17 protein-coding genes are annotated in these 22,780 nt (G+C 73.8%); 11 read left to right on the forward strand and 6 right to left on the reverse strand.

What is annotated here, in order from left to right; translation table 11 throughout:
- Positions 1 to 118: 118 nt before the first annotated feature.
- Together ABT171_RS15360 and ABT171_RS15365 are read right to left on the reverse strand one after the other, a co-directional pair.
- Positions 119 to 907 (reverse strand): SURF1 family protein, encoded by a 789-nt coding sequence (locus ABT171_RS15360; RefSeq protein ID WP_351243762.1) that lies wholly within the window; start codon positions 905 to 907, stop codon positions 119 to 121.
- Between the two features lie 43 nt (positions 908 to 950).
- Positions 951 to 1,790: a class I SAM-dependent methyltransferase gene (locus ABT171_RS15365; RefSeq protein WP_351243764.1), complete on the reverse strand. Its 840-nt coding sequence runs from the start codon at positions 1,788 to 1,790 to the stop codon at positions 951 to 953.
- An 83-nt stretch (positions 1,791 to 1,873) separates the two neighbouring features.
- Between ABT171_RS15365 and ABT171_RS15370 the strand changes: the two genes are divergently transcribed.
- Positions 1,874 to 3,691 (forward strand): S9 family peptidase, encoded by a 1,818-nt coding sequence (locus ABT171_RS15370; protein WP_351243766.1) that lies wholly within the window; start codon positions 1,874 to 1,876, stop codon positions 3,689 to 3,691.
- A gap of 7 nt (positions 3,692 to 3,698) precedes the next feature.
- Here ABT171_RS15370 and ABT171_RS15375 read toward each other — a convergent pair whose 3' ends face one another.
- Positions 3,699 to 5,507: an NAD-binding protein gene (locus tag ABT171_RS15375; RefSeq protein ID WP_351244130.1), complete on the reverse strand. Its 1,809-nt coding sequence runs from the start codon at positions 5,505 to 5,507 to the stop codon at positions 3,699 to 3,701.
- 154 nt (positions 5,508 to 5,661) lie between these two features.
- On the opposite strand from ABT171_RS15375, the gene ABT171_RS15380 reads away from it, so the two are divergent.
- Positions 5,662 to 6,681 (forward strand): permease, encoded by a 1,020-nt coding sequence (locus ABT171_RS15380; RefSeq protein WP_351243768.1) that lies wholly within the window; start codon positions 5,662 to 5,664, stop codon positions 6,679 to 6,681.
- Positions 6,678 to 7,409, forward strand: a complete 732-nt coding sequence (locus ABT171_RS15385; protein ID WP_351243770.1) for a TIGR03943 family putative permease subunit — start codon at positions 6,678 to 6,680, stop codon at positions 7,407 to 7,409. The genes ABT171_RS15380 and ABT171_RS15385 overlap by 4 nt, the downstream gene beginning before the upstream one ends.
- A 21-nt stretch (positions 7,410 to 7,430) precedes the next feature.
- On the opposite strand, the gene ABT171_RS15390 is transcribed toward ABT171_RS15385, so the two are convergent.
- Positions 7,431 to 7,832: an ATP-binding protein gene (locus tag ABT171_RS15390; protein WP_351243772.1), complete on the reverse strand. Its 402-nt coding sequence runs from the start codon at positions 7,830 to 7,832 to the stop codon at positions 7,431 to 7,433.
- A gap of 145 nt (positions 7,833 to 7,977) precedes the next feature.
- On the opposite strand from ABT171_RS15390, the gene ABT171_RS15395 reads away from it, so the two are divergent.
- The 3 genes from ABT171_RS15395 to ABT171_RS15405 all read left to right on the forward strand — a co-directional run bounded on the left by ABT171_RS15395 (position 7,978) and on the right by ABT171_RS15405 (position 10,308).
- Positions 7,978 to 8,763 carry a helix-turn-helix domain-containing protein gene (locus ABT171_RS15395; protein ID WP_351243774.1) on the forward strand — a complete coding sequence of 262 codons (786 nt, stop codon included), beginning with the start codon at positions 7,978 to 7,980 and terminating at the stop codon, positions 8,761 to 8,763.
- Positions 8,760 to 9,005 carry a DUF397 domain-containing protein gene (locus ABT171_RS15400; RefSeq protein ID WP_351243776.1) on the forward strand — a complete coding sequence of 82 codons (246 nt, stop codon included), beginning with the start codon at positions 8,760 to 8,762 and terminating at the stop codon, positions 9,003 to 9,005. Before ABT171_RS15395 ends, ABT171_RS15400 begins: the two co-directional genes overlap by 4 nt.
- A 91-nt stretch (positions 9,006 to 9,096) precedes the next feature.
- Positions 9,097 to 10,308, forward strand: coding sequence for a PH domain-containing protein (locus ABT171_RS15405; RefSeq protein ID WP_351243778.1), 1,212 nt, complete (start codon positions 9,097 to 9,099; stop codon positions 10,306 to 10,308).
- Here ABT171_RS15405 and ABT171_RS15410 read toward each other — a convergent pair.
- On the reverse strand, positions 10,305 to 12,362 hold the full coding sequence (locus ABT171_RS15410; protein ID WP_351243780.1) for an NAD(+) synthase: 2,058 nt from the start codon (positions 12,360 to 12,362) through the stop codon (positions 10,305 to 10,307). The genes ABT171_RS15405 and ABT171_RS15410 overlap by 4 nt on opposite strands.
- A gap of 158 nt (positions 12,363 to 12,520) precedes the next feature.
- On the opposite strand from ABT171_RS15410, the gene ABT171_RS15415 reads away from it, so the two are divergent.
- Together ABT171_RS15415 and ABT171_RS15420 are read left to right on the forward strand one after the other, a co-directional pair.
- The gene (locus tag ABT171_RS15415) at positions 12,521 to 13,492 is read left to right on the forward strand and encodes an ATP-binding cassette domain-containing protein (RefSeq protein WP_351243782.1); all 972 of its coding nucleotides are present in this window, start codon (positions 12,521 to 12,523) and stop codon (positions 13,490 to 13,492) included.
- Positions 13,489 to 14,286: an ABC transporter permease gene (locus ABT171_RS15420; protein WP_351243784.1), complete on the forward strand. Its 798-nt coding sequence runs from the start codon at positions 13,489 to 13,491 to the stop codon at positions 14,284 to 14,286. Before ABT171_RS15415 ends, ABT171_RS15420 begins: the two co-directional genes overlap by 4 nt.
- A 156-nt stretch (positions 14,287 to 14,442) precedes the next feature.
- Here ABT171_RS15420 and ABT171_RS15425 read toward each other — a convergent pair whose 3' ends face one another.
- Complete coding sequence (locus ABT171_RS15425; protein WP_351243786.1) at positions 14,443 to 17,601, reverse strand: ATP-binding protein; 3,159 nt, start codon at positions 17,599 to 17,601, stop codon at positions 14,443 to 14,445.
- A gap of 238 nt (positions 17,602 to 17,839) precedes the next feature.
- On the opposite strand from ABT171_RS15425, the gene ABT171_RS15430 reads away from it, so the two are divergent.
- The 3 genes from ABT171_RS15430 (at position 17,840) to ABT171_RS15440 (ending at position 22,767) form a co-directional block, all read left to right on the forward strand.
- Positions 17,840 to 18,187, forward strand: coding sequence for an SAV_915 family protein (locus ABT171_RS15430; RefSeq protein WP_351243788.1), 348 nt, complete (start codon positions 17,840 to 17,842; stop codon positions 18,185 to 18,187).
- Positions 18,184 to 19,509, forward strand: coding sequence for a diaminopimelate decarboxylase (gene lysA / locus ABT171_RS15435; RefSeq protein WP_351243790.1), 1,326 nt, complete (start codon positions 18,184 to 18,186; stop codon positions 19,507 to 19,509). The genes ABT171_RS15430 and lysA overlap by 4 nt, the downstream gene beginning before the upstream one ends.
- A 111-nt stretch (positions 19,510 to 19,620) precedes the next feature.
- A complete protein-coding gene (locus ABT171_RS15440) occupies positions 19,621 to 22,767 on the forward strand; it encodes an AfsR/SARP family transcriptional regulator (protein WP_351243792.1) in 3,147 nt (1,048 codons plus the stop codon).
- The last annotated feature ends 13 nt before the right edge of the window (positions 22,768 to 22,780 follow it).

A 22,780-nucleotide genomic window follows, 5' to 3' on the forward strand; every position in this document is an offset into this window, starting at 1 on the left:
GGCCGCACGACCGGTCTTGGTCAGGGGCGCGGGGAACTGCGCGACCGGCCACGATGGCGCCGCACTCGGCATACGGCCTGCACCCCTGCGGCGCTCAGCCGGTGGGCCCGAGCACCGCTCAGCCGCTGACCACGGGCGCCGGTGCTTCCTCCACCGCCAGGCCCAGCGCAGCGTCCCGCGCCGCCTCGACCTCCCGCCGCACCAGCCGGAACCACATGAAGACCACGAAGCCGGCGAAGACGAACCACTCCCCGGTGTAGCCCAGGTTCTGGAACGCCTTCAGGTCCAGCCCGGTACCGTCCGGCGCCGTCGCGGGCACGGCCTTCATCCCGGCGTCGGCCTTGTCGAGGGTCACCCAGGCGTCGTACAGCTTGTCCGGCACCAGGTTGACCAGCGACGCCGAGCTGATCGCCGCCGTCTGCCCGGACGGCAGTCCGCCGGCCGCGCTGACCCCGTTGTCCCCGGGCGTCTCGGACGCCTGCAGCGCGCCGGTGACGGTGACCTCACCGCTCGGCGGCGCGGGCGCCTTCGCCGGGTCCGCCCTGCCCGGCAGCCAGCCCCGCACCACCGGCAGCGACGTGCCGGAGCCGGTGCGCAGCAGGGTGAGGACGTAGAAGCCGTTCTTGCCGTCCAGCTGCCGGCCGGGCACCAGCAGCTGCTTGCCGTAGTGCCCGCTCGCGGTGACCCGGCGGCCCGACGTGGCCTTGTCGACGGGCAGCGCCGACTCCAGCGGGCGCGCGGTCTGGTGCCGGTCGGACGCGGCCTGCTCGGTCGCGGCCCGGTGGTCCTGGACGCGCCCCTCGAACCGGCTCAGCTGCCAGGACCCCATGAAGACGCAGAACGGGATGGCGAGCAGCACGAAGACGTTGATGCCCCACCAGCGGGGTGTCAGCAGAAACCGGTACACGCCCTCCACGGTACGGCGCCCGCGCCGCGTTCCCGCCCGCGGGTCAGCCCCTGGTGGCCTTGAGCGAGTAGATCAGCGGGATGCGCGGGTGGCCCGCCGGGAAGCGGTGGTAGCCGTCGCGGACCTCGAAGTTGTCGAAGCGCGGGAAGAGCGACACGTCGTGTTCGTGCAGGAACTCGATGCGCAGCCCGGTCGCGGCGAGCGCGGAGACGACGTCGCCGAGGGTGTGCTGCCACTGCACGCTGCGGTTGCGGACGGTCGCGGCGTCCGGGTCGGCGTAGGTGCCGGGCTCGTCCCACACCTGGGCGTCGCGGAGGAAGTAGTCGCGCACGATCCGCGAGCCGGTCGCGTCGTCCAGGGCCTCGGTGATCGGGTGGAACTCGGCGAGGTACAGGAAGCCGCCGGGCGCGACGAGCGAGGCCGCCGTCTCGGCCCAGCGGCGGATGTCGGGCAGCCAGCACAACGCGCCGAGCCCGGTGTAGACGATGTCGTACGACGCCTCGGGTACGGCGCCGGCCGCGTCGTACACGTCGCCGGTGACGAACGCGGCGCGCTCCGGGCCGTGGCCGAGGTCGGCGGCGAGGGAGCGGGCGGCCTCGACGGCCGGGGCGGAGAAGTCCAGGCCGACGACGCGGGCGGCGCCGCGGTGGGCCCAGGACAGGGTGTCGGTCCCGATGTGGCACTGCAGGTGCAGGAGCGTCTTGCCGGTGACGTCGCCGACCTCGGCCGTCTCGAAGTCCCGCAGGACGTCCGGGCGGGCGCGGAAGCCGTCGAGGTCGTAGTACGCACCGGCGACGTGCACGGGAACTCTCTCGTCCCACATGGCCCGGTTGTCCTCGCGCCAGCCGTCGGGAGCGTGCTGAGGGTCGATCTTCGTGCTCATGGCCGCGAAGTTATCCACAGGCTGCGCACACCCGCCACCCAATTGTCGGCGCGGCCGGGCAGTATGGGCGCATGACTGGGGCGATGAGTGAGAGCAAGGAGCCGGGTGCGCGGGACGCGGCCGGCATGCCGGACTGGGAGAAGCGCTTCCGGGCGCCGCGGGTGTCGCTGCCCGACTGGGCGGAGGACGCGCCGGACCGCTCCCTGTTCGTGTCGAACGCGACGGGCACGTACGAGCTGTACGCCTGGGACCGTGCGACGGGCGAGCAGCGGCAGGCGACGTTCCGGCCGAGCGGCACGACGGACGGCGTGCTCTCCCCGGACGGCGCCTGGATCTGGTGGTTCGACGACAAGGACGGCGACGAGTTCGGCATCTGGCGCCGCCAGCCCTTCGGGGGAGGGGCGGACGAGCCCGCCGTCCCCGGCCTGGAACCCTCCTACCCGGCCGGCCTGGCCCTGGCCCGCGACGGCCGCACCGCGGTCGTCGGCCGCTCCACGGACGAGGACGGTACGACGATCCACCTCGCCCGTGAGGGCGAGGACCCCGTGGAGATCTACCGGCACCGCGAGTCGGCGGGCGTCGGCGACCTCTCGCACGACGGCTCCCTGATCGCCGTCGAGCACACCGAGCACGGCGACGCCATGCACGCGGCCCTGCGCGTCCTCCGCCCGGACGGCACGCCGGTCGCCGAACTGGACGACACCAAGGGCGGCACCGAGGAACTGGGCCTGGAGGTGCTGGGCTTCGCACCGGTCGACGGCGACACCCGCCTGCTCATCGGCCACCAGCGGCGGGGCCGCTGGGAGCCGCTGGTGTGGGACGTGGCGACCGGCGAGGAGACCGACCTCGCCCTGGACCTCCCCGGTGACGTCGGCGCCGAGTGGTACCCGGACGGCTCGGCCCTGCTCATCGCCCACGGCTTCGAGGCCCGCAGCGAACTGTTCCGCTACGACCTGGCGAGCCGCGAGCTGACCCGCATCCCCACCCCGCCCGGCACGGTCTCCGGTGCGACGGCCCGCCCGGACGGCAGCGTGGAGTACCTGTGGTCGTCGGCCGCCGAGCCCCCGGCGGTGCGGTCCACGACCGGCCGCGTCGTCCTGGACCCGCCCGGCATGGCCTGCCCGCCGTCGGTGCCGGTGGAGGACGTGTGGGTGGAGGGCCCCGGCGGCCGTATCCACGCGCTGATCCAGAAGCCGGCGGGTGCGAGCGGCCCCCTGCCGACCGTCTTCGACCTGCACGGCGGCCCGACCTGGCACGACAGCGACTCCTTCGCCGCGGGCCCGGCCGCCTGGGTCGACCAGGGCTATGCCGTGATCCGCATCAACTACCGCGGCTCCACCGGCTACGGCCGTGCCTGGACCGACGCCCTCAAGCACCGGGTCGGCCTGATCGAGCTGGAGGACGTCGCCGCGGTCCGGGACTGGGCGGTGTCCTCGGGTCTCGCCGACCCCGCCCGTCTGATCCTCACCGGCGCCTCCTGGGGCGGCTATCTCACCCTGCTCGGCCTCGGCACCCAGCCCGAGGCGTGGACGCTGGGCATCGCGGTCGTGCCCGTCGCGGACTACGTCACCGCGTACCACGACGAGATGGAGGCCCTGAAGGCCATGGACCGCACGCTGCTGGGCGGCACCCCGGAGGAGGTCCCCGAGCGCTTCGAGGCCTCGTCCCCGCTGACCTACGTCGACGAGGTCAAGGCCCCGGTCTACATCTCGGCGGGCGTCAACGACCCGCGCTGCCCGATCCGCCAGATCGACAACTACGTCAAGCGCCTGGAGGCGAGAGGCGCGGTCCACGAGGTGTACCGGTACGACGCCGGGCACGGCTCACTGGTGGTGGACGAGCGGATCAAGCAGGTGAGACTGGAGATGGACTTCGCGGCCCGGCACCTGGGCGCTTCCTGAGCGGGGGTCAGCGCAGTTCCGCGAGGCCTCTGCGGGTAGCGGCGACGACGACCCGGTCCCCCTTCGACAGCACATGGTCCGGCGCCGTGTCCGTCCGTCCCTCCAGCGCCAGCACCCGCCAGGACCCGGCCCGGAAGGCGTCCCGTACCGTGCGTCCCTCCAGCCGGGGGTGCCCGGCGACATCGACAGCGGCGAACAGCAGCACCCTGCGCTCCACCGCGATGGCGCCGAGCACCTGCCGCCCGAGCATCGCCCCGGCGAACGCGGGCGCGGCCAGATGGGTGACGCTCCGGCTCCGGGTCAGGGCGTGCGGGTACGCGGCCCGCAGCGTGCGGTACACGGCGGTGGCGAAGTCGTCGTCGTACAGCCGCAGCACCACCCGCAGATCGGGTCGTACGGACCGGGCGTACAGCACGGCCTCCAGGTTCGTGGTGTCCGCGCTGGTCACGGCGAGCAGCGCGTACGCCCGGTGGATCTTCGCGGACTCCAGCACCCCTTCCTGGGTGACGTCCCCGAACACCACCGGCACCCGCAGCCGCCGCGCGGTCGCCAGCCCCCGTGCCTCCGGGTCGGACTCCACGCACACCACGGGGATGTTCAGCTCGCGCAGCCGGGTCAGCACCCGGGTGCCGATCTTGCCGAGCCCGAGCAGCACCACATGCCCGCCGAGGCCGCGCGGCGGTTTGCGCAGGGCGGAGGCGGTGCGGAAGGTGCCCAGCGCCTCCAGCACGGCCGCCAGCAGCACCGGAAGCAGCAGCAACCCGACGAGCCCGGAAAGGAGTTGGAGGATCTGCCGGCCCAGCGGCGCGCCGATGGCCGGGTTGTCGATGGCGAACAGGTCGAGGAGCGTGTAGTAGAAGGCACGCAGCGGATGGATCCCCGGCGTGACCACCCACAGCGCCACGGCGAGCGCGACCACGCACGCCGTCGCGCCCGCCAGCGACCACCGCAGCCGCCGGGAGAAGAGGGAGGCGAGCGGCGGTACCCCGCCCCGGCCGGGCGCGGCCGACTCCCCGCCGCCCGCCGACGACACCTGTTCCAGCACCACGGCCGCCCGCCCGGCGGCCTGCCGTACCTCGTCGTCGTCGGGCAGCAGCCGCGGCTCCTGCTCCCCGCCGCCCTCGGGATCCGCGCCCCCGGGATCCGCGCCCGGCGGGGACAGCAGGGCGAGCGTGCACAGCCCGGATCCGGCCGACGGCCGTTCGACGGCGCGCAGCAGCAGCCCCTCGGTCTGTACGACCTTGCTGGTGCCGGCGACGGCGGTGGCGGCCAGCGCGGGTGCGGCGGTGTCGGCGTCGGACAGCACGGTGGTGGACGCGTCCGAGCCGCCCTCGCCGTCACCGGCGGCCAACGCGGCGGCCTGGTCGAGGAGTTCCTCGATGTGCTGGCCCAGCCGGCGGTTGTAGAGCCGGAGGACGAGCCGCAGCCGGGGGTTGAGCCGGCGGGCGGTCAGCGCGGCCCGGATGTTGGTCTCGTCGTCGTCGAAGACGAGGGCGAGCGCGGCGGCCCGTTCCACTCCGGCCTCGGCGAGCACGGCCTCGGTGACCTCGAAGGCCTCCAGCACCCGTCCCCCGTCACCCCCGCCGCCGGTGCCCGTGGCCGGCCCGGGGTGCGCGGGCCCGGTGCCGCCGCGGCCGACCGCGGCGCTCACCACCCGGTCGAACAGCGCGGCCGACGCGGACCGGGCCCGTCCCACCACCGGAGGTCTGGCGGTGCGCTCGTTCGGCGGCACCACGAGGGTGACCTGCTCGCCGTAGACCCCGCGCAACTCGGCGGCCAGCCGGTGCGCGAGCCCGTCGTCACCGCACACCACCATGTGCGGGGCACTGGGCCCACCTTGATACGGAACGCTCGCCACGAGGGGAAAGAGTGCCCCAAGGAGATGGGTGGTTCCAGCAACGGTGTGAACACCCGGGCGACGACTCGCGTACTGAGGGGGAGGGAGCCAGCACAGCCGGAGGTATCCACCCGTGGCCATCACCGAAGAAGCCCCGCCCGGAGCGGAGGTCACCCACACCGGCGTACCGGCCGCCCAGGAGGGCCGCCGGCTCAGCTCCCCGCTGGTGCTGACCCTGACGCTGCTGCTGGCGGTGCTGGCCCAGTCCCCGATCCGCGGGCTCCTCGGCACTCCGGCGATGCAGAGCTGGATGACGGTGTTCGTCGCGGTGACGGTCCAGGCGCTGCCCTTCCTCGTCCTCGGGGTGCTGCTGTCGGCGGCGATCGCGGTGTTCGTGCCGCCGTCGTTCTTCGCCCGCGCCCTCCCGCGCCGCCCCGCCCTCGCCGTCCCCGTCGCCGGGATCGCGGGCGCGGTGCTGCCGGGCTGCGAATGCGCGTCGGTACCGGTGGCGGGCGCCCTCGTCCGCAGGGGAGTCACCCCGGCCGCCGCCCTCGCCTTCCTGCTCTCCGCCCCCGCCATCAACCCGATCGTGCTGACCGCCACCGCCGTCGCCTTCCCGCGCGACCCGGAGATGGTGCTGGGCCGCTTCCTGGCGAGCCTGCTGGTGGCGTGCGGGATGGGCTGGCTGTGGCAGCGGCTGGGCCGCACCGACTGGCTGCGCCCGCCCGCTCACGGCGCGCACGAGGGCGCGACGAAGGGCGAGGCGTTCTGGAACTCGGTGCGGCACGACACCATGCACGCCGGCGGGTTCCTGGTGCTCGGCGCGATGGCCGCGGCCACCCTGAAGGCGGCGGTCCCGGCGGACTGGCTGCGCACGGCGGCCGGAAACCCCGTCTTCTCCGTTCTCGCCCTCGCCGTCCTCGCCGTACTCCTGTCCATCTGCTCGGAGGCGGACGCGTTCGTCGCGGCCTCCCTCACCCAGTTCTCGCCGACGGCCAAGCTGGTGTTCCTGGTCGTGGGCCCGATGATCGACCTCAAGCTCTTCGCGATGCAGGCCGGTACCTTCGGCCGCACCTTCGCGCTCCGCTTCGCCCCCGCCACCTTCGCGCTGGCCGTCGGGGGCGCCGTACTCACCTCGGTGGTGCTGCTGTGAACCGCCAGGCCCAGGCCGCCGTCCTGTTCCTGCTCGGCGCCGCCCTGCTCCACGCGGGCAGCACCGGCCTCTACCTCCGGTATGTCAAGGGCGGCCTGCGCCCGCTGCTGCTGGCCTCGGGCGTGGTGCTGGTGCTGGCCGCGGTGGCGACGGTCTGGTACGAGCGCCGGCGCGCCCGGGCTGCCGCCGAGGAGCAGGGCCACGGTCACGGTCACGAACACCCCGAACCCCGCATCTCCTGGCTGCTGCTGCTCCCCCTCCTCGCCCTCATCCTGGTCGCCCCGCCCGCCCTCGGCTCCTACAGCGCCCTGCGCTCGGGGACGGCGCTGCAGAAGCCGTACGCCTACGGCGCGTTGCCCACCGCCGACCCCGCCCCGCTCTCGGTGATCGACTACGCCTCCCGCGCCGCCTACGGCCACGGCCGTTCCCTGCACGGCCGCACCGTCCGCGTCACCGGCTTCCTCGCCCTGGACCACTCGGGCGCGCCGTACCTGGTCCGCATGGCCCTCAACTGCTGTGCGGCGGACGCCCAGCCGGTGAAGATCGCCCTGACCGGCACCCTGCCGCCGGTCCTGCGGCCGGACGCCTGGCTGGAGGTCACCGGCACCTACTCGCCCCGGCTCGCGCGGGACCCCGTCAACAACGGGCCTGTGCCGTATCTGCGGGTCACCGCGGCGCGACCGGTTCCGGTGCCGCACGATCCGTACGACGAGACCTGGAACAACTGAGCCGATCGTGCGCGGAGGTCGTCAGGGGGCGGCGAACTCGCACCACACGAGCTTGCCGGGCGCGCGTTCCCCGACACCCCACTTGTCCGCCAGCACCGACACCAGCAACAGCCCGCGTCCGCCCTCGTCCGGGGCGTCCGCGATCTCGGGAACACCGGTCCCGCTGTCGTGCACCTCGACCCGGACGACGGAGCCGTCGTAGCGCAGCCGGAGGAGGAAGCCCCGCCCCGGCGGCACCCCGTGCACGAGGGCGTTGGTGGCCAGCTCGCTCACGCAGAGAGATACGTCGCCGCTCCGCTCCCATGCGGCCAGTCCCCAGTAGGTCAGCGACCAGTCCGTGAACCGCCTGGCAGCGGGGACGGAGCGGCGGGCGCGGCCGTAGAACTGGTCGCGTTGGAAGGGGAGTTCAATGTGCGCGTTCACGGGGCGAATGTCGCGCAGGGTGACTAGCCTGAATCAGTGCGTGATCCCGTACAGATGGTTTGTACGGGTTGCTGCGGGGTGGTGTTCGGGCAGGCGTGGGGAGTTCAGCCGCATGACGTCTACACGGAGGAAGAACCAGTCGGCCATGAAGATGCTCGGCCGTCAACTGGCGGCGGCCCGGCGAGCGGCGGGCTTGAGCCAGTCGGGCCTGAGCGCGGAGCTGCACATCGACGAGGAGACGATCGCCAGCATCGAGCAGGGCCGACGGCCGCTGAAGTACAACATCGCCGAGATGTGCGACGAACGCCTGGGGACGAAGGGGACGTTGGCCGCCGGGGTGGAGAACATGCCGGAGGTGGATCAGTTTCCGTTGTGGGCCGAGGAGTACATGGACCAGGAGAAGGTGGCGATCGCCCTGTCGTGGTACGACACCCTGGTCATTCCGGGTCTGCTCCAGCACGAGTCGTATGCACGCGCGGTGCTGCAAAACCGCGTTCCGGCGTACGAGGAGGAGGAACTGGAGCAGACACTACGACTGCGACTCGACCGTCAGGAGATCCTGCGCCGTAAGAGTCCGCCGACGCTGAGTTTTGTGGTGTGGGAGCCAGCACTGCTGGTCAAGGTCGGCGCCGAGGAGGTCCGCAAAAACCAGCTGCGCTTCCTGCGCGAGGCGGCCGAACTCCCTTGCGTCTCACTCCAGGTACTACCGCTCGACAGCCCCTGCCACGCGGGTCTGGACGGCCCCTTCACCCTCCTCGAAACTCCGGACCACCAGAACGTCGCCTACACCGAATCGCAGCGCGGCAGCCAGTGGGTCTCCGACGCAGAAGAGGTGTCTCGCCTGACGCGCAAGTATGCGATGCTGCGGACACAGGCCTTGACCACTCAGGACTCGATGGGCCTGCTCGACCGCCTGCTAGGAGAGCAATGAGCAGCGAAGCGCTTCAGTGGTTCAAGTCGACGTACAGCGGCAGCGAGGGCGGCCAGTGCCTCGAAGTCGCCGTCGGCTGGCGGAAGTCGAGCTATAGCGGCAGCGACGGCGGCCAGTGCGTCGAGGTCGCCGCCTGCCCCCACACCATCCACATCCGCGACTCGAAGCAGCCCCCCTCCCAGGACCTCACCCTGCAAGTCACCCCCGCCACCTGGGCCGCCTTCGCCTCCTCCCTCAAGTAGCCCGACGCCTGCACCAGGCAACGCCGGTCCCTCCTTCGTTGCCGGAACCGGCACAAGAACACCCCGGTCGCCCGGAGGCACAATCGCGGGCGTGAACAGCTCTGACATCCTCTGCCGGTCCCCCTGGAAGCACGGCGTCCGCTGGTCGGTGGTCATCGGGGCGGGCGGGGGACTGCTCACCGGAGGGGGACTGGGGTGTGCGGGCGTGCTGCCGGACACCGTCCCCCTCGTGCTGGCGACCATCGGACTGTGCCTGGTGGGAGCCGCCGTGTGGTCGCTGTACCTGGCGACGGGCTGGGCGCGCGCGGACGCGTACGGGCTGCACACCTGGACGTTGCTGCGCCGCCGCAGCGTGCCGTGGCAGGAGGTCGCGGATCTGCTGGTCCGGGTGCAGACCCTGCCCCGGGGCGGCGAGAACAGGCGGGTCATGGTGGCGCTGCGGGGCGGGCGCAGACTGCTCCTGCCCCAGCCGTCCAGTGCCGCGTACGGCAAACCCGCCTTCGCCGAACGGCTGGCCGCACTGCGCCGGATGCACCGTCGGTACGGCACTCCCGAGTCGACCCGGGTCCGCCATGTCACCGGCAAGAGCGTGGGCAGCGGCTGGGTCGCCCGGCTGTGCGCCTGTCTGCTGCTGCTCGCGGCGGCGGGCACGGCCGCGTGGTTCGTACCGGCCGCCACGGCGTACGAGCGGGCCTGGGAGAAGGCCGCGCCCTGCCCCGCCGGGACGTCCGACGCCAGGGCGTACGACTGCCTGTCCACCCTTCCGGCGGTGGTCTCCCGGACGGATCCACGCGGGCCGAAGCAGACCAGCTGGCTGTATTTCGCCCATGGCACCCCGACCGGCCGGCTGGGGGTGTCCGACGATGCCGCCCGGGCGTTCCGGGCCGGTGACCGGGTCCAACTGACGGTCTGGCACCGCGAGGTGATGGAGGTCGCCGGGAAGCGGTACGACTGGCACGAGCACGTCGTCACGGGCGGCAGCGTGGCCGTCGCGACGGCCGTGCTCAGCCTGGCGGCGGGGTATCCGGCGGCCCAGGTGCTGCTGCGGCTGCGCGGGCGGCGGCACCGGCGGCCCGACGACGAGGTGCTGCCGTCGGTCCTGCCGTTCGCGGGCGCCCTCGCCGGTACGGCCGCCTGGCTGCTGCCGCTGTGCTACCTCCACCCCACGGACATGGCGGGCGCCACGGGGCCAGTCACCAGGCTGGCCCTCGGTTCGCTGTTCTCGGTCGCCCTGTTCGCCCTCGCCTGGCGAGCCACCCGTTTCCCGGCGCCGGAAGACCCCGGACTGCCGCGAACCGCCTAGGACGACTGCTTGCTCTCCTCCTCCAGCAGGCCGAACCGCTCCAGGTCCCGCAGCCAGGCGTGGGCGTTGCCGTCCGACGGGGCGCGCCAGTCGCCGCGCGGGGAGAGGGAGCCGCCCGCCGAGACCTTCGGGCCGTTCGGCATCGCCGAGCGCTTGAACTGGGAGAAGGCGAAGAAGCGGCGGACGAAGACCTCCAGCCAGCGCGCGATCTCCGGCAGCTGGTAGGTGCCGCGGTCGGCCTCCGGGAAGCCGGGGGGCCAGGCGCCGGCCTCCATGTCGTGCCAGGCGTGCCAGGCCAGGAAGGCGATCTTGGAGGGGCGGAAGCCGTAGCGCAGCACGTGGAAGAGGGTGAAGTCGTGCAGCGCGTACGGGCCGATCTTCGACTCGGTGGACTGCATCTCCTCGCCGGGGACGAGTTCGGGGCTGATCTCCGTGTCCAGGATCGCGGCCAGGATCTTGCCGGTCTCCTCGTCGAACTGCTCGCTGCTGATGACCCAGCGGATGAGGTGCTGGATCAGCGTCTTGGGCACACCGGAGTTGACGTTGTAGTGGCTCATCTGGTCGCCGACGCCGTACGTGGACCAGCCGAGCGCCAGCTCGGAGAGGTCGCCGGTGCCGAGCACGATGCCGCCGCGCTGGTTGGCGAGGCGGAACAGGTAGTCGGTGCGCAGGCCCGCCTGGACGTTCTCGAAGGTGACGTCGTACACCGGCTCGCCGGACGCGAAGGGGTGGCCGATCTCCTTCAGCATCAGGCGTGCGGTCGGGGTGATGTCCAGCTCGGATGCGGTCACGCCGAGGGCCCGCATCAGCCGGTGGGCGTTGTCCTTGGTGTGGTCGCTGGTGGCGAAGCCCGGCAGGGTGAAGGCCAGGATGTCGCTGCGCGGGCGGCCGGCGCGGTCCATCGCGCGGGCGGCGACGATCAGCGCGTGGGTGGAGTCCAGTCCGCCGGAGACCCCGATGACGACCTTGGGGCCGCCGATCGACGCCAGGCGCTGCTGGAGGCCCGCGACCTGGATGTTGTACGCCTCGTAGCAGTCCAGGGCGAGGCGGTCGGGGTCGGCGGGCACGAAGGGGAAGCGTTCGAGGCGGCGGCGCAGGCCCAGGTCGGTCACCGGGGGGTCCAGCTCGAACGGCACCGTGCGGAAGCCGGCGGTGCGGGCGGTGTGGGTGCGGCGGTTCTCGCCGAACGTGCCCATCCGCTGCCGCTCCTGCCGCAGCAGGTCGAGGTCGATGTCGGCGACCGCGTACTGCTCGCCGAGCGGGAAGCGCTCGGACTCGGCCAGCAGCGCCCCGTTCTCGTAGATCAGGGTCTGGCCGTCCCAGGACAGGTCGGTGGTCGACTCGCCGAGGCCCGCCGCCGCGTAGACGTACGCGGCGAGGCAGCGCGAGGACGCCGAGCGGCACAGCAGCTTGCGGTCCTCGGCCCGGCCGACCGTGATCGGGCTGCCGGAGAGGTTGACGAGGACGGTCGCCCCGGCGAGGGCCGCCTCCGCGCTCGGCGGCACCGGGACCCACATGTCCTCGCAGATCTCCGCGTGCAGCACGAGCCCGGGCACGTCCTGCGCGGCGAAGAGCAGGTCCACGCCGAAGGGGACCTCCGCGCCGCCGAGGCGGATCGTTCCGCCGCGCTCGTCGTCGCCCCCGGCGATCTGCCGGCGCTCGTAGAACTCCCGGTAGTTCGGCGGGTACGACTTCGGTACGACGCCGAGGACCCGGCCGCGGTGCACGATCACCGCACAGTTGAAGACCCGGTCGCGGTGGCGCAGCGGAGCGCCGACGACCAGCACCGGCAGCAGCTCCGCCGACGCGGCCACGATCGTGTCGAGCGCCTTCCCGACGTCGTCGAGCATGGCGTCCTGCAGCAGCAGGTCGTCGATCGCGTACCCGGACAGGCACATCTCCGGGAACACGGCGACGGCGACGCCCTCCTCGGCGCACCGGCGCGCATGGCGCAGCACTGCCTCGGCGTTGGCGGCGGGGTCGGCGATGACGGTGTGGCCCGTGCACGCGGCGACGCGCGCGAAGCCGTGCTGGTAGATCGACCAGAAGCTCAACGGGACCTCTTTCCGAAGCGACTTTCCCACAACAGGAAGCCTAAAGGGCACCCGTCACCCGCCGCCCACCTGCGGGTTTCAGTGGGCTGAAGCCCTCCTGGGCGGCCTGAAACCCGGCTGAAGCCGTGCTGAACCGCCCGGGCGGCAGTCTCTGCGGCATGACGACGACGGACCACGAACTCGCGATAGCGGCCACCGGGCTGCGCAAGGCCTACGGGGACAAGACCGTCCTCGACGGCATCGACATCCACGTGCCCACCGGGACGATCTTCTCCCTCCTCGGGCCGAACGGCGCGGGCAAGACCACGGCGGTCAGCATCCTGTCCACCCTGATCTCCGCCGACGGCGGCCAGGCGCGGATCGCCGGGCACGACCTGACCCGCGAGGCCCAGGCGGTCCGGGCGGCCATCGGCGTCACCGGCCAGTTCTCGGCCGTGGACGGGCTGATCACCGGCGAGGAGAACATGCTGCTGATGGCCGACCTGCACCACCTGTCCAAGCGGGAGGGCCGGCGGGTCACCGCCGAGCTGCTGGAGCGCTTCGACCTGGTCGAGGCCGCGAAGAAGCCCGCCTCCACCTACTCCGGCGGCATGAAGCGCCGCCTGGACATCGCCATGACCCTGGTGGGCGACCCGCGGATCATCTTCCTCGACGAGCCGACCACCGGCCTCGACCCGCGCTCCCGCCACACCATGTGGCAGATCATCCGCGAGCTGGTCTCCGGCGGTACGACCGTCTTCCTCACCACCCAGTACCTGGAGGAGGCCGACCAGCTCGCCGACCGCATCGCGGTGCTCAACGGCGGCAGGCTGGTCGCCCAGGGCAGCGCCGGGGAGCTCAAGCGGCTCGTGCCCGGCGGCCACGTACGGCTGCGCTTCGACGACCCGGTGGCGTACGAACGCGCCGCCACCGCACTGCGCGAGGTCACCCGGGACGATCAGGCGCTCACCCTGCAGATCCCCAGCGACGGCAGCCAGCGCGAGCTGCGCGCCATCCTCGACTGGCTCGACGCCGCCGGTATCGAGGCCGACGAGCTGTCCGTGCACACCCCGGACCTGGACGACGTGTTCTTCGCCCTGACCGGCAGTTCCGTACCTTCCCAGCCCACCGACAAGGAGACCGTCCGATGAGTGCCGCCGCCCCCCACGCCCTCCGCGACAACCTCACCATGCTGCGGCGCAACCTCCTGCACGCCCGCCGCTACCCCTCCCTCACCCTGAACCTCCTGCTCACCCCGGTCATCCTGCTGCTGCTCTTCGTGTACGTCTTCGGTGACGTGATGAGCGCCGGCATCAACGGCGGCCACGCGAACCGGTCCGACTACGTCGCCTACCTGGTCCCCGGCATCCTCTTCCTGACCGCCGCCATGACCTCGCTCGGCACCGCGGTCTCCGTGTGCACCGACATGACCGAGGGCATCATGGCCCGGTTCCGCACCATGGCGATCTCCCGCGCCTCCGTGCTGATCGGCCATGTGATCGGCAGCGTCATCAAGACGCTGCTGGCTCTGGCGCTGGTCCTGGGCATCGGGCTGGCCATCGGCTTCCGGCCCGACGCGACACCGGTGGAGTGGCTCGCGGTGATCGGGCTGATGGCGCTGACCAGCCTCGGGCTGACCTGGATCGCGGTCGGCATGGGCCTGGCGAGCCCCAACCCCGAGGGGGCCAGCAACATGGGCACCCCGCTGGTCATGCTGCCGTTCCTGTCCAGCGCGTTCGTACCGGTGCACGCCATGCCGAGCTGGTTCCGCTGGTTCGCCGAGTACCAGCCCTTCTCCCCGGCCATCGAGACGCTGCGGGGACTGCTGCGGGGCGGCGGCCTCGACACGAAGAACGCTGTGCTGACTCTGGCGTGGTTCCTGGGGCTGTCGGTGCTGGGGTACCTGTGGTCCAAGGCACAGTTCAATCGCGAGCCGAAGCGGTGACGTTCGCGGCGAGCGGCGGCTGCGGGTTCGTCGTGGCTGGTCGCGCAGTTCCCCGCGCCCCTGGGGAGCTGCAGTGCCGTCGGCTTCGTAGTGCAGCGGCACCCGCCGGCGCGGCCGGCGATCCCAGCCGCGCCCCCGCCGGCCCGCAGATGCCGGTCAGCCCGGCGGAGCCGTCAGCTCGCGGAGCGCCTCCGCTCGCAAGTCCTCCCGGCCCAGGGCGGCGTACCTCGACCTCGCGTCGGCGTACGCCGCCCTGTCGGCGTTCTCCGCCAGCACCCGGGACCGGGACAGGGACAGGGTGGGGAACTCCCGCACCGCCGGCATCCGTTCCGCGAGCGCCACCAGCCGTACGGCTCCCCGCTCGCCCCGGGCCAGGCCCGCGAAACCCAGCGCCAGCAACACCGTGCCGTACACCGGGAGTTCCACCGGAGCGCCGTCGGCCACCGTGCCGTCCGCCGGGGCCCCGGACAGCATGCCGAGCAGCCGTTCCCGCAGTTCCCCGACGAGGTGGGCCACCGGCTCCAGCCGGCCCGCCTGGGCGTGCGCCGCCAGCGCGGCCGACCGCAGCTCCAGCGACCACGGTTCCACGAACGGGTCACCCGCGTGCAGCAGGCCGGCCTCCTGCACCTGCGCGACCGCCCGGCGCCACAGCCCGAGCCCGACCTCGGTCAGGCCCCGGGCCAACGCGATCTCCGCCCGGGCCGGCAGGGCGGAGGAGAAGATCTGGGCGGCCTCCGGTGGCCGGTCCAGCTCCGCGAGCCTCAGCCAGTACTCGGCCTCGTCCAGTTCCCCACGCTGCAGACAGGCCAGTACCAGCCCCGAGTGCACCCCGACCGAGTCCGACCAGTCGCCGTGCCGGCCGAACTCGTCGAGCGCGTCCAGCGCGGCCCGCAGATGGCCGTACGCCTCCGCGCCCCGCTCGGACTGCAGGCACAGCTCGCTGATCCGTCCGTGACTGAGCAGCGCCATGGCCGGATTCCCGAGCGGTTCCAGCGCGTCGAGCATCCTGCGGGCGTACTCCAGCGCGCGTTCCGAGTCGTGCCGCGATTCCCACACATAGCTCGCCACGCAGGCCGCGACGCCCGCCAGCAGGGACTCGTCGGCCTCGCAGAGTTCCAGCAGCCGCCCGTACCGCGGTGGGTGCATGTCCGGTACGGCACACAACACGACCGACAGCGCCCGCACCACGGTGTCCGGTGGCGCGGGCGGCAGCCGGCGCAGGGTCACCAACTGCCGTACGGCGTGCGGGCCCCGGCCCATGAACAGGCTCGCGGTGCACACCACCGCCGCGCTGCGGGTCGTCTCGACGTCGTCCGGGCCGGGGCGGAACCGGGACAGCGGCCCGCCGGACTCGGCGACCAGGGCGGCGAGCCGGAGGTAGTTGGAGTCGGTGGCCCACAGCGAGGCCAGTACGGCGGTGACGGCGGCCGTGCCCGGCCCGTCCTCGCGGGCCAGGGCGTGCCGCAGCGCCAGGACGAGGTTGTCCTGCTCGGCGCGGATCCGCAGCCAGGCGGCCACCGCGTCGGAGCTGAACAGGACGTCGTGGTGGGCGCGGCCGAAGTCCCGCGCCCAGGCGAGGAACCGGCCGGTGACCGCCTCCTCCTCACCGGCTTCGGCCCGCTTGGCGGAGCCGAACTCGCGCAGCGTCTCCAGCATGTGGAAGCGCACCCCGGACGGGCTGTCGCCCACCTTGATCAGGGACTGGCCGGCCAGCTGCTCCAGCAGCTCCAGCGCGTCGCCGGTGTCGCCGAGCACATACTGCGCGGCGTCCTCGGTGAAGCCCCCGGGGAACACGGACAGCGCGCGCAGGGCGGCCCGGCCGTCGGGTTCGAGGAGGTTCCAGCTCCAGTCGACCACCGCCCGCAGGGTGCGGTGCCGCTCGGGCGCGTCGCGGGCACCGCCGCGCAGCAGGGTGAACCGGTCCCTGAGCCGGCGGGAGATGTCGGCCACGGACAGCACCCGGACCCGGGCCGCGGCCAGCTCCACGGCGAGCGGCAGCCCGTCCAGGTGCCGGCAGATCTCGGCCACCGCGTCCTCAGGCAGCTCCACGCCGGGCCGGGCGGCTCGCGCCCGCTGCACGAAGAGCTCCACCGAGGTCGCCGGGGACAGCTCCGGCAGGGCGTACACGGACTCCGAGGTCAGCCCCAGCGCGGCCCGGCTGGTGGCCAGGACCCGCAGCTGCCTGGACCGCGACACCAGCGCCTGGACGAGATCGGCCGCACCCGTGATGACGTGCTCGCAGTTGTCCAGCACCAGCAGGGCCGGCCCGGCCCCCAGCGCGCCCAGGATGCCGCTCACGACGTCCCCGCCCGCGGCGAACTGCCGGCCCTCTCCGGCGCCGACCGCCGAGGCCACCTCGCCGGCCACGTCGGCGTCGGCGGTGACACCGGCCAGCGCGACGAAGTGCACCACGGGCTGCTCGGCCGCCCGGCTCACCGCGTGCGCGAGCCGGGTCTTGCCCAGCCCGCCGGGGCCGACCACGGTGACCACCCGGGCCGCGCGCAGCAGCCCGGCCACGGCGGCGATGTCGGCGTCCCGGCCCAGCAGCGGGTTCGGGTCGTGCGGCACACCGTGGCGGACCGGCGGTGCGTCCGCGCTCAGCAGCTCCTGGTGCACCGCCTTGAGCCGCTGCCCGGGATCGGTGCCCAGATCGTCCCGCAGCCGGCGGCGGTAGGCGTCGTAGCGGGTCAGTGCCGCGGCCCGGCCCGCGGTGGCGGCCTCGCAGCGCAGCAGTTCCGCCAGCACCTCCTCGTCCCGCGGCAGCTCCTGAGCCAGTGCGGCCAGCGGTGCCGCGGCCTGGTCCCGCCGGCCCAGCCGGGCGAGGGCGAGCGCCCGGGAGCGGACCAGCGAGCGGTGCGCCCGGACCCGGTCGGCGCGCAGCGCCACCACCGGGTCGTGCAGGTCCTCTCCCGCCGCGGCGCCCACGCTTCCGTCCCACAGCGCCAGCCCGGCCTCGGCCTCGGCCAGCGCGCCGTCGTGGTCCCCGGCCCGCGCCCGCTCGGCGCTCGCCTCCTCGCGCAGCAGCAGCGCGGACGCGTCGACCTGCGTCTCGTCCAGGGCCAGCCGGTACCCGGCCGGTGTGCTCACGACCAGCTCGGCACCCAGCTGCGCCCTGAGCCGCGACACCAGGATCTGCACCGCCTTGCCCGGCCGCTCGGGCAGCTCGTCCGCCCACAGCCCCTCCACCAGCCGGGCCGTGCTGCAGCCGGTGCGCAGGTCCTCCGCGAGCAGCGCGAGCAGGCCGCGCAGCCGGGGCGCGGTGATCTCCCGCCCACGACAGGCGACTTCGGACAGCAGGGTCAGCTCGGTCGTCACGCCCCGAAGAGTAACCAGGGGCATGGCCGAGGGGTGTCCCGCCGTCGCCGGGTGCGCGGCCCCCGCCCCGCTGCCGTCAGCATGCCGTCAAGGGCGCCCGGAACACCGTAAGCGTCCCGTCAGGGCACCTCCGGCACACCCCGGCACCGGGCATAGCGTCGACACCGCGCCCCGGCACCGCCTCCCCGCGTCCGGGGCACCCCGATCCCCCGCTCCCTGCCGAACCGGGAGGCACCCCATGGCAGAACTCCGCTGCGGCGAAGACCCCGAGCCCTCCGATCCCGTCCCGGCCGGACCCCTGTACGTCCCGGTCCGGCCGGGACCCTCCGGGTGTACGGCCCGGCTCTTCCGTACCCCGCTCGGCGGCCGTACGGCCGTCGGCTTCACCACCGAGCACCGGCTGACCGCCACGTTCGGCCCCGGCCAGCCGTGGATCCGCCTCGCCGAGCCCGCCCTGCGCGCGCTGACCGCGCCGCTCGGTGTCACCGCCCTCACGGTGGACCCGCGGTTCACCGCCCCGGCCGCCGCACCGGCCCGCTCCGGGGTGCCCGCGCTGCGGGCCCGCCTGAGGGAGCGGACACGATGACCACGGTGCACGAACACCCCACCGCCGCCGTCCTGTCGGTGTGGCCCGCCTCCACCACCGAGCTGCCGGACGGCGGCCTCGCCGTCGGCGGCGTACCGCTCGCCGAGACCGCCGACCGCTTCGGCACCCCCGTCTACGTCCTGGACGAGGCCGAGGTCCGCGACCGCTGCCGCGCCTATCTGAGCGCCTTCCCCGACGCCGAAGTCCTGTACGCCGCCAAGGCGTTCCTGTGCCGGGCCATGGCCCACTGGACGGCCGAGGAGGGACTCGGCCTCGACGTCTGCTCGGCCGGCGAGCTCGAACTCGCCGTCACCACCGGCTTCCCGCCCGAGCGGATCGTGCTGCACGGCAACGCCAAGTCCCCGCGCGACCTGGACACCGCGCTGCGTCTCGGCGTCGGCCGGATCGTCATCGACAGTCCCTCGGAGATCGCGCGGCTGTCGGCCGCCGTGGGCCCGGACGGCCACCAGAAGGTCATGGTCCGGGTCGTCCCCGGAATCGCGGCGGGCGGCCACGAGAAGATCCGTACCGGCACGGACGACCAGAAGTTCGGCCTGTCCATCGCCGACGGCCACGCCCAGCACGCCATCACCCGCATCCTCGACCAGCCGCAGCTGGAACTCACCGGCCTGCACTGCCACCTGGGCTCGCAGATCACCACCGTCAAGCCCTACCTGGTCGCCGTACGCCGGCTGGTCGGCCTGATGGCCCGCCTGTACGAGCAGCACGGCCTGGTCCTGCCCGAACTCGACCTCGGCGGCGGCCACGGCATCGCCTACCGCCCCGGCGAACCGGCCCTGGACCTGGCGGCGCTGGCGCGCAGGGTCCGCGCGGAACTCGCCGGCGCCTGCGCCACGGCCGGACTGCCGGTGCCCCGCCTGATCATCGAGCCCGGCCGGGCGATCGCGGGCCCCGCCGGGATCGCCCTGTACCGCGTCCTGTCGGTGAAGCGCACCGGCGACCGGGTCTTCGCCGCCGTCGACGGCGGCATGAGCGACAACCCGCGCCCGGCCCTGTACGGCGTCCGGTACGCACCGCGCCTGATCGGCAGGCCCGGTACGGCGGACCGCGCCCCGGTCACCGTCGTGGGCCGGCACTGCGAGGCGGGAGACGTCCTGGCCGCCGACGTATCCCTGCCCGCCGACCTCCGCCCCGGCGACCTGCTAGCCGTCCCCGTGGCAGGCGCGTACCAGCTGTCCATGTCCTCCGGCTACAACCTGGTCGGCCGCCCGCCCGTGGTGGCCGTACGCGACGGCCACGCCCGCCTCCTGGTCCGCCGCGAGTCCCTGGCGGACCTCCGCAGCCGCGACGTGGGCCTGTAGGACGCGGGGCGCGGCGCGACGCCCGGGACCAGGTGTCCGGATTGGCCTTTACCGCGCACGGCCCGTGCTGGATGCTGTGTCCGGTCGTCGGTCGATCTCGGGGGAAGCGCCGTGCGCATAGTTCTGCTGGGCCCTGTCCAGGTGCACAGACACGGGGAGGGCGCGGACGGTGCGCCGCCGGCCGCCGTCTCGGGGGCCCGGCTGCGGATGCTGTTCGCCCGGCTCGCGCTGGAGGCCGGGCGGCCGGTGCCCGTGGACGCGTTGGTCGACGGCCTGTGGGGCGAGGACCCGCCGGCCGAGGCCGGCAACGCGCTCCAGTCCCTGGTGTCCCGGCTGCGCAGGGCGCTCGGCGGCACGGCCCGCGTGGAGTCCGCCGCCGGGGGGTACCGGCTCACCGCGGACGAGGCGGTGGAGGTCGACGCCGCCCGGTTCGAGGAGCTGGCCGCCGAGGGGCGCGAGCGGTGCGCGCGGGGCCACTACGACGAGGCGGCGGCCGTACTGCGCGAGGCGCTGGGGCTGTGGCAGGGCGAGGCCCTCGCCGACGTACGGGAGGCGCCCTTCGCCGCCGCTGTCGTCACCCGCCTCGACGATCTGCGGGTCGCGGCGGCCCAGGACCTCTTCGAGGCCGAGCTGCGGCTCGGCCGGCACGCGGAGATCCTCGCCGACCTGGGCACGGCGGCAGCCGCCCACCCGCTGAGCGAGCGCCTGGCCGAGCTGCGGATGCGCGCCCTGTGGGCGGCGGGCCGCCAGTCGGACGCGCTCGCGGCGTACGACGAGATCCGCGAGCGGCTCGCCGACGAGCTGGGCGTGGACCCGTCGGCCGGCCTCAGGGAGACCCATCTGGCCCTGCTGCGAGGCGAGTTGGAGCGCCCGGCGGCGGCCCGGCCACAGGCGGTGGCGAACCGACTGCCGGCCCGGCTGACCAGCTTCGTCGGCCGCGAGCGCGAACTCGACCAGCTGGCCGGGCTGATGGCCGCCTCCCGCCTGGTCACCATCGTCGGCCCGGGAGGCGCGGGCAAGACCCGGCTGTCCCTCGAAGCCGTCGGCCGGGACCGGGCCCGGGAGCGCGGCCGCGTCTGGTTCGTGCCGCTCGCGGGGGTCGGGACGCCCGGCCAGCTGGCCGACGCCGTGCTCGGCGCCGTCGGCTCCACGGACGGCGGCCTCTACGACGCCGGGCGCACCCGGGGCGCCGCACCGGTCGACCGGATGGCGGAGCTCCTCGACATCGGCGACGCCGTCCTCGTCCTCGACAACTGTGAGCACATCGTCGATGCCGCCGCCGAACTGGCGGGTCAACTCCTCCAGCGCCTGCCGCGGTTGAGAATCCTCGCCAGCAGCAGGGAACCCCTCGCCATCGACGGCGAGGCGCTGTGCCACCTCGGCCCGCTCGACGTGCCCGCCGGTGAGCCGGAGCCCGGCGAGGCGGCGCGGTCGGCCGCGGTACGGCTGTTCGTCGAGCGCGCCGCGAGCGTCCGGCCGGGCTTCACCCTCGATCACACCACGGTCGGTGCCGTGGTCGAGATCTGCCGGCGGCTCGACGGGCTGCCGCTCGCCCTGGAGCTGGCCGCCGCCAAGCTCCGCTCGATGGGCGTCGACCGGATCGCCCGCCGCCTCGACGACCGGTTCCGGCTGCTGACCTCGGGCAGCCGCACGGCCCTGCCGCGCCAGCGCACCCTGCTCGCGGTCGTCGAGTGGAGCTGGGACCTGCTCGGCGAGCCCGAACGGATCCTCGCCCGCCGCCTGTCCGCGTTCCCCGGCGGGGCGACGCTCGCCGCCCTCGAAGCGGTCTGCGCGGACGCGGACCTCCCCGCCGACGACGTCCTCTACATCCTCGACGCGCTCATCGAGAAGTCCCTGGTGGACGCCTCGGACACCGGCGACGGCGAGCCGCGCTACCGGATGCTGGAGACCGTACGCGCCTATGCCGCCACCCGGCTCGACGCCTCCGGCGACGACCTCACCGACCGGTTCGCGCAGTACTTCCTCGCCCTCGCCCGGGAACACGAACCCCGGCTGCGTACCGGCCGGCAGCTCGACGCGATCGCCGTGTTCGACGCCGAGCACCCCAACCTGGTGCATGCGCTGCGCTCGGCCGTGGACGCCGGGGACGGGGAGCTGGCCGCCCGGTTCGTCGGAGCGCTGTCCTGGTACTGGGGTGTGCGCGGCATGAGCGCCCAACTGGAGTCGGCACTCACCGAGTTGCGGGACCTCGGGACCACACCGCCCCGGTCCCGCCTGCCGATCGCGGACGTGGACTCGGCGGGCGCCCGCGAGTTCCGCCCGGCCGGGCTGTTCCTGCGCATCTCCCAACTCGCCGCCTCCGACGACGAGTCGGAGACCCCCGAGGCCCGCCTCGCGCGTTCGCTGCGGTCACCCGACCCATGGGTGCGGGCCAGCGCCCACCTCGCGTACGACTTCGTCCTCACCGAGCAGGGCGATCTGCGCACCGGCGAGGCATCCCGGCTGGCCGCGCTGCGCGGCTTCGAGAAGGTGGGGGACCGCTGGGGCCTGGTGATGAGCCTGCTCCCCGTCGGCCGCGACCACTCGCTGCGCGGCGCGTACCCGCAGGCCATCGCCACGTTCGAGCGGGTGGTCGCGCTCAGCTCGGAGCTCGGCGCCGACGACTGCCTGGACCTGGGCCGGGTCCGTCTGGCCCGCGAACGGCGGCGCAGCGGCGACCTGGCCGGCGCGCGGCGCGACCTGGAGTGGGCCCAGGCCCAGGCCAGGGAGCGGGGCCGGTGGCGGCTGGAGGCCAACATCGTGGCGGGCATGGCCAATCTGCACCGCAGGGAAGGTGATCTGGCGGGCGCCGACCGGGTCCTGGACGCGCTGGAGTCGTTCGTCCGCAGCCGGTCCCTCCCCGAGGAACTGGCCCGGGACCTGATCGTCAGCACCCGGATGGAGAACCGGCTGGCTGCGGGCGACGCCACCGGGGCGCGGGCGCTGCTGCCCGAGGCGGCCGGCGGGCTGCTGGCCCAGGGTGCGGGGGCGGGCCTCGCCTGGGTCGCGGAGCTGCTCGGCGGGCTGCTCGCGCTGGAGGGCGACCCGGTCGGTGCGGCGCGCTCGCTCGGTATGAGCCAGGTGATGCGGGGGGCGTTCGACGCGGGAGAGCCCGAGCTGCGGGAACTCGCCGAGCGGCTGACGCGGCGGCTCGGCGAGCAGGAGTACCGTACGGCGTTCGACGAGGGCGGCGCCCTGTCGCGGGCGGACGCGCTGCACCGGCTGGCCGGGGAAGTCGGCCGGCCGGTGCCCGCGTAGCGTCGTGCGCGAC

Source organism: Streptomyces sp. NPDC001851 (assembly GCF_040297165.1).
Lineage (GTDB): Bacteria > Actinomycetota > Actinomycetes > Streptomycetales > Streptomycetaceae > Streptomyces.

Bases quoted from the DNA above. Each gene is read 5' to 3' on its own strand.
- ABT171_RS15395 (WP_351243774.1), top strand. From the start codon at position 7,978: ATGAAGATGCTCGGCCGTCAACTGGCGGCGGCCCGGCGAGCGGCGGGC.
- ABT171_RS15375 (WP_351244130.1), bottom strand. From the start codon at position 5,507: ATGGTGGTGTGCGGTGACGACGGGCTCGCGCACCGGCTGGCCGCCGAG.
- ABT171_RS15370 (WP_351243766.1), top strand. From the start codon at position 1,874: ATGAGTGAGAGCAAGGAGCCGGGTGCGCGGGACGCGGCCGGCATGCCG.
- ABT171_RS15365 (WP_351243764.1), bottom strand. From the start codon at position 1,790: ATGAGCACGAAGATCGACCCTCAGCACGCTCCCGACGGCTGGCGCGAG.
- ABT171_RS15430 (WP_351243788.1), top strand. From the start codon at position 17,840: ATGGCAGAACTCCGCTGCGGCGAAGACCCCGAGCCCTCCGATCCCGTC.
- lysA (WP_351243790.1), top strand. From the start codon at position 18,184: ATGACCACGGTGCACGAACACCCCACCGCCGCCGTCCTGTCGGTGTGG.
- ABT171_RS15415 (WP_351243782.1), top strand. From the start codon at position 12,521: ATGACGACGACGGACCACGAACTCGCGATAGCGGCCACCGGGCTGCGC.
- ABT171_RS15420 (WP_351243784.1), top strand. From the start codon at position 13,489: ATGAGTGCCGCCGCCCCCCACGCCCTCCGCGACAACCTCACCATGCTG.
- ABT171_RS15400 (WP_351243776.1), top strand. From the start codon at position 8,760: ATGAGCAGCGAAGCGCTTCAGTGGTTCAAGTCGACGTACAGCGGCAGC.